Consider the following 10,033-nt stretch of genomic DNA (forward strand, 5'->3'; position numbering starts at 1 on the left):
ATCGGGCGTACAGGGTTTGCGCTGGATCACCGCTGAACGTGGGAGCCGGGCAGCGCCCACGATGGTGTACGGTTTTGCAATCAGCCCGGCGGCCAGTTCATCTGGCGCTGACCCAGAACGTGCATATGAATGTGGTAGACCGTTTGGCCACCCTTTTCATTGCAGTTCATTACCACGCGGAAACCGTCTTCGCAGCCCAGCTCTTTGGCAAGGCGTTGTGCGGTAAACAGGATGTGCCCTGCCAGTAGTTTGTCTTCTTCCTGCAGGTCGTTGAGGGTGCGGATCGGTTTTTTGGGAATGACCAGAAAATGGATCGGCGCCTGTGGGGCGATATCGTGAAATGCCAGCACCTGATCATCTTCGTAGATGATCTTGGCGGGTATTTCACGGTTGATGATTTTGGTGAACAGAGTATCCAAAGCTGTGTCTCCGTGAGTGAAGTCCGGTCCGAGTGTACTCAGGGCAGCGGATTACGCCCAGTCCGGTTAACGCGGGCAATAGGATTTGTTGACCCGGGCGGCTATTTTTCTCGTCATCCAGCGCGAGAAGAAGCGTGGCATACGGGTTATCCAGCGATTGCGCCGGCCCGGAATTATGATCGCCTTGTTTTTCTCCAGCGCGCGTACGGTATAGAGCGCAACTTCTTCGGGAGTCATGGCGCCTTCGCTTTGCTTGACCTTGTCGGCGTTCATTCTGGCCGCGTCGAAGAAACGGGTTCGCGTGACACCGGGGCAAAGTACCGAGACCTTGATCCCGGTTTTCTTTACCTCTTCGCGCAAGCCTTCGGAAAAATGCAGCACATACGCTTTACTGGCGAAATAAGTGCTCAGCCAGGGCCCGGGCTGGAAGGCGGCAATCGAGGACACATTGAGGATTTGCCCGCCGCCCTGGACCGCCATCATGTTGCCGATGGCATGGCATAACCGCGTGAGAGCCAGCACGTTGAGCTCGATCAGATCTTGTTCGGCGCTCCAGTCATGCGCCAGGAAGGGGCCGCAAGTGCCAATACCCGCGCAATTGACCAGCAGGTCGATCTGCCGGTCGCCTTCTTCGAGCTCAAGTAAAAAACCGGAAAGACGCAATGGCTCGCCAAGATCACAGGCCCTGAACAGTACATCTACGCCGAAACGCTGGGTCAACTCCAGCGCAATGCTTTCTAGCGCGTCCCGCTGGCGGGCCACAAGAATCAGGCTGCGACCGCGGCGGGCGAGGGCTTCGGCCAGAGCCAGGCCAATGCCGCTGGAGGCGCCAGTGATTAAAGCGTAACGGGTCATGCTGTTCTCCATCGCAACGGTGCAGTCCGGTGACAATGATGTCCCTGGCGTTAACGCGTTCATTTAGACGCGCAGTCTACAGACTGTTGCTGTTGGCTGCGTTGATCAACGAGTCCTGCAGGCCAAGAGCCAGGCCGATGATCAGGATGAAAAGACCCAAAACCATCAACACAATGTTAATCCAGGCCAGGACTTTGACCGCCGTGCTGTTGGGTGGAGGTGGCAAACCGTACTTGTTGGGCCCCGGGGTGCCGGGCATCAACAGCAGCGCAAGGGTTAACACCAGATTGGCCACCGGTACCAGATGCAACAACAGCATCCATGCGGACCAGTTGAGGTCATGCAGGCGTTGCGCATTGATTCTGAGATTGACCACGACGAAGACGATCGTCAGGGTCGCGCCAAAGGTGATGGCCAGAGTGGGGGATACCTTGATCGCAAGCAGGACCAGTAGGGCGACAACGCTGGCGATGAGACCCAGAATCAGGCTCCAGGCCAGCAGGCGCATACGTCCGATCCGTCCGCTGAACCCCAGGGGATCTGGATACGCGTAGTGTTCCTCGGGCGTTTTTTCCAGGCTGAGTTCTGTCATGTCTGCTTCCTTGTCAGGCGGTCATTAGCAAAGAGCCCGCTGTAGTGGGCGGGCCGGGGGAGTATCAGTGATGGGGCCAGTGTCGGGCCAGTTCGCGGGTGAGGCTGTGGGCCTTGCGATATTCCTCTTCCAGACGTGCGATCAAGTGCTCAGTTGTCGGCAGATCGTTAATGCCTCCTGCCCCCTGGCCGGCGGACCATACCGTTTTCCAGGCCTTGGCTTCTTCAGTCAGGGGCTTGAGTTTGGTCTCGCCTTTGCCTTGAAGTGCGTCGAGGTCGAAGCCCGCGCTTTCGAGGCTTTTGCGCATGAAGTTGGCGGGCACACCCGAGACGGCCGGGGTGTGGATGATGTCGGCTGCCCGGGATGCCAGCAGCATGTCTTTGTACGCATCAGGCGCATGGCTTTCCCGGGTGCCGATAAAGCGGGTTCCGAGGTAGGCAAGGTCGGCACCGAGGATTTGCGCGGCGAGAATCTCATGGCCGTGGTTCATGCAGCCGGCGAGCAACACTGTTTTATCAAAGAACTGGCGAATTTCAGCCAGCAGCGCAAAAGGGCTCCAGGTTCCCGCATGGCCACCGGCACCTGCGGCGACTGCAATCAGGCCATCGACCCCGGCTTCTGCGGCTTTTTCTGCATGGCGTCGAGTGGTGACGTCATGGAACACCAGGCCGCCATAACTGTGGACGGCATCCACGACTTCCTTTGCCGCGCCCAGGCTGGTGATGATGATCGGGACTTTGTGCTCAATACAGATCGCCAGGTCAGCCTGTAGCCGTGGGTTGCTGTTATGCACGATCAGGTTCACGGCGTAGGGCGCGGGATTATCCAGTAAGGCCAGGCCCGCTTCTATTTCCTCAAGCCATGCTTTGAATCCATTGCTATCGCGTTGGTTGAGCGCAGGAAAACTGCCCACAACGCCATTGCGGCAGCAGGCCAGGACGAGTTGAGGGTTGGAGATCAGAAACATGGGGGCTGCCACCACCGGCAGGCGCAAGCATTTTTCGAGCAAAGCGGGCAGTGACATTGGATAACCTCGGTAAATGGCGGGGCGGGTTTAAAAGGGTTTGACCACTGCCAGAATGACGATGGCCAGCAAGAACACTACCGGTACTTCGTTGAACCAGCGGTAGAACACGTGAGAGCGCTTGTTTTCGCCGCGGGCGAAGCGTTTTACCTGGGCGCCACACATGTGGTGGTAGCCGATGAGCAGAATCACCAGTGTCAGCTTGACGTGCATCCAGCCCTGACTGAAGTAACCGCTCGGGTTAAGGCTGATCAGCCAGCCACCGAAAATCAGGGTGGCAATCATTGCCGGTCCCATGATGCCGCGATACAGCTTGCGCTCCATGAGGCTGAATCGCTCCTTGCTCACGGCGTCCTCGCTTTGTGCGTGGTAAACAAAGAGGCGGGGCAAGTAGAAGAGGCCTGCAAACCAGCAGACGATACTGATGATGTGGAAGGCTTTGAGCCATAGATAAAGCATTTTTAGTTATTCCCAGGTTCACGGTAGATCAAATAGTAGTAGTAGAGCGTCCGGGAGTCACCTTGACGGTTGTCGCAGGGGCGCGCTGTCCCTATTATCGTGGGCTTTCCAGTGGGTTCGTTGAGGGGCAGGTTATGGTCAAGGTCGGTATTGTCGGCGGCACGGGTTACACCGGGGTCGAATTGCTGCGATTGCTGGCACAGCATCCGCAGGCTGAAGTGGTTGTCATCACTTCTCGATCCGAGGCGGGCCTGCCTGTTGCCGATATGTATCCCAACCTGCGCGGTCATTACGACGGTCTGGCGTTCAGCGTGCCTGATACGCAAGCCCTGGCTGCGTGCGATGTGGTGTTTTTCGCCACACCCCACGGCGTAGCCCACGCCCTGGCCGGCGAGTTGCTGGAGGCGGGTACCAAGGTGATCGATCTGTCGGCAGATTTCCGCCTGCAGGACGCGGATGAGTGGGCCAAGTGGTACGGTCAGCCCCATGGCGCGCCGGCGTTGCTCGAAGAGGCGGTATACGGCCTGCCGGAAGTGAATCGCGAGCAAATCAAACAGGCGCGCCTGATCGCGGTGCCGGGTTGCTATCCGACTGCAACCCAATTGGGTTTCCTTCCATTGCTGGAAGCGGGGCTGGCGGATACTTCGAGGTTGATCGCCGATTGCAAGTCAGGCGTGAGCGGCGCCGGTCGCGGTGCGAGCGTAGGTTCGCTGTACGCTGAAACGTCCGAAAGCATGAAGGCATATGCCGTTAAAGGTCATCGCCATTTGCCCGAAATCCGTCAGGGTTTGCGTCGTGCTGCCGGCAAGGATGTCGGTCTGACCTTCGTACCGCATCTGACGCCGATGATTCGGGGTATTCACTCGACGCTGTATGCCACCGTGGTTGATCGTTCTGTGGACCTGCAGGCTTTGTTTGAACAGCGTTATGCCAACGAGCCTTTCGTTGATGTGATGCCAGCCGGCAGCCACCCGGAAACCCGCAGTGTGCGGGGTGCCAACGTGTGCCGTATTGCTGTGCATCGGCCACAGGATGGCGATCTGGTTGTCGTGCTGTCGGTGATCGACAATCTGGTCAAGGGGGCATCAGGCCAGGCGGTACAGAACATGAATATCATGTTCGGCCTGGATGAGCGCCTGGGCTTGTCCCACGCCGGAATGTTGCCCTGAAAACAGCTGCAAGCTTAAAGCTACAAGCTGTAAGTGAGGGCGCGGCATGCTTGCAGCTTGTAGCTGATCGCTTGCTGCTGCCCTCAAATAGTTGACCGCTTTTCTAGGAGAAGCGGATAATGCGCGTCATCACGCATTATGGCGGCACATCGCCGGGAGATAATCAGCATGAGCGTCGAATCCTTCACCCCCATGGCTTTGCAATTCACCGAAGGTGCTGCGCACAAGGTGAAGAGCCTGGTCGATGAAGAGGGTAATGATCGTTTGAAGTTGCGCGTTTTTGTTACGGGCGGCGGTTGTTCCGGTTTTCAGTATGGCTTTACCTTCGATGAAGAAGTGGCCGATGACGACACCATTGTTGAGCGCGAAGGCGTAAGCCTGGTGGTCGATCCGATGAGCTTCCAGTACCTGGCGGGTGCCGAGGTGGATTATCAGGAAGGTCTGGAAGGCTCGCGCTTTGTGATCAAGAACCCGAATGCCACCACAACATGTGGTTGCGGATCATCGTTCTCGATCTGATTGCGCAGTACAGGTTTCACACTCAACGCCGCGTAGTTTCGCGGCGTTTTGCTGTCTGGCGTTTGTGCGGGCAGGTCAGGCCGGGTAGATGCCGCCCAATACCCGCAGGCCGCGGGCCCCGGTGACACTGGGACGATTGGTGGGGATGTTTTCCAGGCAGCAGTGCGCCAGCCATGCAAAGGCCATGGCTTCGACCCAGTCAGGGTCTACCCCTTTGACCAGGGTGCTGTTGACCTTGGTTTGCGGGAGCAGTTGCGCAAGACGTGTCATCAAGGCCGCATTGTGGGCGCCGCCGCCGCACACCAGTAGTTCGTCGGTGTGGTGCTGAGCCAACTGCAGCGACTCTACGATGGTCAGTGCCGTGAGTTCGAGCAGTGTTGCTTGCACGTCTTCAGTGGGGAAGGTTGGCAGGGCGAAGAGGTGATGTTTCAACCAGTTAAGGTTGAACACTTCCCGGCCAGTGCTCTTCGGGCCCTTGGTCTGGAAGAACGGGTCGCTGAGCAAGGCGTTAAGCAGCACAGGTTCAACCTTGCCACTGGCGGCCCACTGGCCGTTGCGGTCGTACAGTTCGCCGCGCTGTTCTTGTATCCAGGCATCGAGCAGGACATTGCCTGGCCCACTGTCGAATCCAGCTACAGGGTTCGTTGGAGTTATCAGACTCAGGTTGCTGAATCCTCCTACGTTCAATACAGCTCGATGTTCATGCTCGCCCGTAAACAGGGCTTCATGGAAGGCCGGGACCAGCGGTGCTCCCTGGCCTCCAGCGGCAACATCACGGCGACGGAAGTCGCCGACTACGCAGATGTTGGTCAGCTCGGCCAATAGGGCCGGGTTGCCGATCTGTACGGTGAAGCCCTGGGCAGGTTCGTGGCGGATGGTCTGGCCATGGCTGCCGATTGCCCGGATGTCTTGCGGGGTTAGCTGCTGCTGGGCAAGGAGCGTGTTTACGCCTTGAGCGGCCAGTTCTACCCAGTGGTTTTCGGCAATGGCACAGCGTGCCACCTCGTCAGGTCCGCTGGCGCACAGGCCCAGCAATTCGCTGCGCAGGGCGGCGGGCATCGGGATGTAGTGGGTGGCGAGCAGGGTGATGCTCGCCCCCAGCTCGATAAGGGCGATGTCCATGCCATCGAGACTGGTGCCGGACATCACGCCTATATAGAGGGCCATCGCTTAGCGCTTGCTCGAGGCCAGGAGGGTGGCCTTTTCCTGGTTCATGCGGGCCATTAGTGGCTGGCTTTGCTGCAGGAAGCGCGTGCGCTCAGCTTTGGCAATCGGATCAGCCATTGGTAGCTTCTGGCCCAGGGGATCAACGTGCACACCGTTGACCTGGAACTCGTAATGCAGGTGAGGACCCGTGGAAAGGCCTGTTGTGCCGATAAACCCGATCACCTGCCCTTGCTTCACCGATCCGCCGGTTTTAATGCCTTTGGCGAAGCCCTGCATGTGCCCGTAAAGGGTGCGGTAGGTATTGCCGTGTTGAATGATTACGGTATTGCCGTAGCCGCCACGACGGCCAGCGAGCAGTACTTTGCCATCACCGGCTGCTTTAATCGGCGTACCGCGCGGCGCGGCATAATCTACGCCTTTGTGGGCGCGGATCTTGTTCAGGATCGGGTGTTTGCGGCCTGAGGAGAAGCGCGAGCTGATACGGGCGAAGTCCACCGGTGTGCGGATGAATGCCTTGCGCATGCTGCTGCCGTCAGCCGTGTAGTAATTGCTGACGCCTTGCTTGTTTGTATAGCGTACGGCGGTGTAGGTCTTGCCGCGGTTGGTAAAGCGCGCCGAGAGGATGTTGCCCGTACCCACCGTTTTACCGTTGGCCACTTTCTGCTCGTAGATCACTTCGAACTGGTCGCCCGGGCGAATGTCCTGTGCGAAGTCGATGTCGTAACCAAACACTTTGGCCATTTCCATGGTCATGCTGTGGGGCAGGCCGGCACGCTGGCCAGATGCTGACAGCGAGCTGGAGATAACACCGTGTACATAGGCCGAGCGCACTACCGGAAGGGTAGTAACACGCCGGAATGTATAGCCCTTGGCCGATTTGCTGAGGGTGATGGTCTCGAGGTCGCTAACCTGGCTGTGCAGGTTGTTCAGTTGGCCATCGGGGCCCATTTCAAATTCGAGCTTCTGCCCGTGTTTCAGCTGGCTGAATTGTTTGGCTTGCTTGTCGCTGGCCAGGATTTCATGCACTGAGGTGGCAGGAAGGCCTACTTTAGCCAACAGGGTCGAGAGTGTATCGCCCTTGGAAACCACTACTTCGCGGTGGCTGGGGGCTTTGTCTTCCTCAACTTTTGCTACAGGGTTGTCCTGTTGTTCAATTTGGGCAAAAGGCGATGGAGTCGCTTCATTTGTGGCCTGAGTGAGTTCTGCAGCGTCTTGATCTTGTGTCAGTTGTTCTGCAGGCGTTTCCAGTTCCAGATTTAGAGTCGTTCTTTTGGCTTCTACTTCGCTGGAGGGAAATACCAGCAGGGCCAGACTCAAGAGGGCGGCGATACCACTTGCTGCGAGCAGGTGGGTCTTCGGATAAAGCGGTGGCGCTTTAGGCGGTTGACTGGTCATAGATAATTTGACTTTGAATAAAGGATGAATTGGAAAAGATGACTGGCACGGTGAACATGAAATAACTGTATAAAATATAACCAAATCGCCCTTGAAGCAAGTCCGCGAGCTATTCGCGCGCGGATAGTTGCCGTATGCCGCCCGGAACTTGTAATTAGTCCCTGATCTTGTATGGTTGGTTCCCTTTGAATTTGAGCCTTACGGGTCTGATATGAAGTCGGTTGAAGAGCAGCTAGCGCTAATCAAGCGTGGTGCCGAAGAGGTACTGGTCGAGTCTGAACTGGTCGAGAAACTCAAGCGCGGTCAGCCGTTGCGGATTAAGGCCGGATTCGACCCCACGGCGCCTGATCTGCACTTGGGTCACACCGTACTTATTAATAAGCTGCGTCAGTTCCAGGAGCTGGGGCATCAGGTGATCTTCCTTATTGGTGATTTCACCGGGATGATTGGCGATCCGAGCGGCAAGAGTGCAACGCGTCCACCGTTGACCCGTGAGCAAGTGCTGGCCAATGCCGAAACCTACAAGACTCAGGTGTTCAAGATCCTTGATCCTGCAAAAACCGAGGTGGCATTCAACTCCACCTGGATGGATCAGATGGGGCCGGCCGATTTCATTCGCTTGACCTCTCAGTACACCGTGGCTCGCATGCTTGAGCGCGATGACTTCGATAAGCGCTACACCACGAATCAGCCGATTGCCATCCACGAGTTTCTTTATCCGCTGGTGCAGGGATATGACTCTGTTGCCTTGAAGGCAGACGTGGAGCTGGGTGGTACCGACCAGAAGTTCAACTTGTTGATGGGTCGTGAACTGCAGCGCGGCTACGGTCAGGAAGCCCAGTGCATTGTTACCATGCCGCTGCTTGAAGGGCTGGATGGCGTTAAGAAGATGTCCAAGTCTCTGGGCAACTATGTTGGCATCCAGGAAGCTCCGGGTGTGATGTACAGCAAGCTGGTGTCTATTCCGGATGCGCTGATGTGGCGTTACTTTGAGTTGCTGAGCTTTCGTTCGATGGACGAGATCGATGCATTCAGGGCTGAGGTTGAAGCTGGTGCAAACCCGCGCGATATCAAAATCAGGTTGGCGGAAGAGATTGTGGCCCGGTTCCATGGTGAAGAGGCTGCTGCAAATGCCCATCGCGGTGCGGGCAACCGCATGAAGGATGGCGAGTTGCCTGATGATCTGCCTGAGGTCGAGTTGACCGCTACTGAGGATATGCCGATCGCTGCAGTCCTTAATAAGGCCGGGCTGGTGAAGAACTCTGCGGTTGCGCGGGATTTGCTGGGTTCCGGTGGTGTACGTATAGATGGTGAGGTGGTTGACCGCACCTATATATATGCACTGGGCTCGACCCATGTTTGTCAGGCGGGGAAGAAGGCGTTTGCCCGTATTACCCTGAAAGCTGAATCAAACTGAAATAAGAGCTGGACGGCGCATTTTATTAACCTATAATGCGCCCACTTCCGGCGCAGTCGAAACGGAAAACTCCTTGAGTTTCAATGAGTTGGATGGTTCTTCGGCAGTGTCAGCTTCAAGTCATCGAAGCAGGAAATGAGGTGTTGACAGCAGCGTGTAACGCTGTAGAATTCGCCTCCCGCTAACGAGAGATCGAAAGCGCAAGTGGTTGATGTTACAAAGGAAACTTTGAAAGCATCTGAAAATAACCACTTGACAGCAACAGAGGCTGCTGTAGAATGCGCGCCTCGGTTGAGCGAAAGCTTAACCAACCGCTCTTTAACAACTGAATCAAGCAATTCGTGTGGGTGCTTGTGGAGTCAGACTGATAGTCAACAAGATTATCAGCATCACAAGTTACTCCGCGAGAAATCAAAGATGTAACAACCGATTGCTGAGCCAAGTTTAGGGTTTCTAAAAAACCCAAAGATGTTTGAACTGAAGAGTTTGATCATGGCTCAGATTGAACGCTGGCGGCAGGCCTAACACATGCAAGTCGAGCGGTAGAGAGGTGCTTGCACCTCTTGAGAGCGGCGGACGGGTGAGTAATACCTAGGAATCTGCCTGGTAGTGGGGGATAACGTTCGGAAACGGACGCTAATACCGCATACGTCCTACGGGAGAAAGCAGGGGACCTTCGGGCCTTGCGCTATCAGATGAGCCTAGGTCGGATTAGCTAGTTGGTGAGGTAATGGCTCACCAAGGCTACGATCCGTAACTGGTCTGAGAGGATGATCAGTCACACTGGAACTGAGACACGGTCCAGACTCCTACGGGAGGCAGCAGTGGGGAATATTGGACAATGGGCGAAAGCCTGATCCAGCCATGCCGCGTGTGTGAAGAAGGTCTTCGGATTGTAAAGCACTTTAAGTTGGGAGGAAGGGCATTAACCTAATACGTTAGTGCTTTGACGTTACCGACAGAATAAGCACCGGCTAACTCTGTGCCAGCAGCCGCGGTAATACAGAGGGTGCAAGC

10 protein-coding genes and 1 rRNA gene (1 of these 11 only partly in view) are annotated in these 10,033 nt (G+C 56.4%); 4 read left to right on the forward strand and 7 right to left on the reverse strand.

Annotated elements, in window-relative coordinates; all coding sequences use genetic code 11:
- Window positions 1–80 precede the first annotated feature (80 nt).
- From B195_RS02335 to hemJ, 5 genes are all read right to left on the reverse strand, one after another.
- Window positions 81–419: a histidine triad nucleotide-binding protein gene (locus B195_RS02335; protein ID WP_003444467.1), complete on the reverse strand. Its 339-nt coding sequence runs from the start codon at window positions 417–419 to the stop codon at window positions 81–83.
- 66 nt (window positions 420–485) lie between these two features.
- Window positions 486–1,274 carry an SDR family oxidoreductase gene (locus B195_RS02340; RefSeq protein WP_003444466.1) on the reverse strand — a complete coding sequence of 263 codons (789 nt, stop codon included), beginning with the start codon at window positions 1,272–1,274 and terminating at the stop codon, window positions 486–488.
- A gap of 76 nt (window positions 1,275–1,350) precedes the next feature.
- Complete coding sequence (locus B195_RS02345; RefSeq protein ID WP_003444465.1) at window positions 1,351–1,866, reverse strand: DUF805 domain-containing protein; 516 nt, start codon at window positions 1,864–1,866, stop codon at window positions 1,351–1,353.
- 64 nt (window positions 1,867–1,930) lie between these two features.
- On the reverse strand, window positions 1,931–2,890 hold the full coding sequence (locus B195_RS02350; protein ID WP_003444464.1) for a nitronate monooxygenase family protein: 960 nt from the start codon (window positions 2,888–2,890) through the stop codon (window positions 1,931–1,933).
- Between the two features lie 30 nt (window positions 2,891–2,920).
- A complete protein-coding gene (gene hemJ, locus B195_RS02355; protein WP_003444463.1) occupies window positions 2,921–3,349 on the reverse strand; it encodes a protoporphyrinogen oxidase HemJ in 429 nt (142 codons plus the stop codon).
- Between the two features lie 134 nt (window positions 3,350–3,483).
- On the opposite strand from hemJ, the gene argC reads away from it, so the two are divergent.
- Both argC and erpA read left to right on the forward strand, forming a co-directional pair.
- Window positions 3,484–4,518, forward strand: coding sequence for an N-acetyl-gamma-glutamyl-phosphate reductase (argC, locus tag B195_RS02360; protein WP_003444462.1), 1,035 nt, complete (start codon window positions 3,484–3,486; stop codon window positions 4,516–4,518).
- Between the two features lie 168 nt (window positions 4,519–4,686).
- Window positions 4,687–5,037 (forward strand): iron-sulfur cluster insertion protein ErpA, encoded by a 351-nt coding sequence (gene erpA / locus B195_RS02365; protein WP_003444456.1) that lies wholly within the window; start codon window positions 4,687–4,689, stop codon window positions 5,035–5,037.
- Window positions 5,038–5,112: 75 nt separating this feature from the next.
- Here erpA and B195_RS02370 read toward each other — a convergent pair whose 3' ends face one another.
- Complete coding sequence (locus tag B195_RS02370) at window positions 5,113–6,204, reverse strand: anhydro-N-acetylmuramic acid kinase (protein WP_003444453.1); 1,092 nt, start codon at window positions 6,202–6,204, stop codon at window positions 5,113–5,115.
- Window positions 6,205–6,207: 3 nt separating this feature from the next.
- Window positions 6,208–7,599, reverse strand: coding sequence for a peptidoglycan DD-metalloendopeptidase family protein (locus B195_RS02375; RefSeq protein WP_003444450.1), 1,392 nt, complete (start codon window positions 7,597–7,599; stop codon window positions 6,208–6,210).
- A gap of 211 nt (window positions 7,600–7,810) precedes the next feature.
- Here B195_RS02375 and tyrS point away from each other — a divergent pair, with 211 nt between their 5' ends.
- Both tyrS and B195_RS02390 read left to right on the forward strand, forming a co-directional pair.
- The gene (gene tyrS / locus B195_RS02380) at window positions 7,811–9,016 is read left to right on the forward strand and encodes a tyrosine--tRNA ligase (protein ID WP_003444446.1); all 1,206 of its coding nucleotides are present in this window, start codon (window positions 7,811–7,813) and stop codon (window positions 9,014–9,016) included.
- Window positions 9,017–9,490: 474 nt separating this feature from the next.
- A 16S ribosomal RNA gene (locus B195_RS02390) occupies window positions 9,491–10,033 on the forward strand; it runs 994 nt beyond the window's last position.

The organism is Pseudomonas sp. Lz4W (assembly GCF_000346225.2).
Lineage (GTDB): Bacteria > Pseudomonadota > Gammaproteobacteria > Pseudomonadales > Pseudomonadaceae > Aquipseudomonas > Aquipseudomonas paraversuta.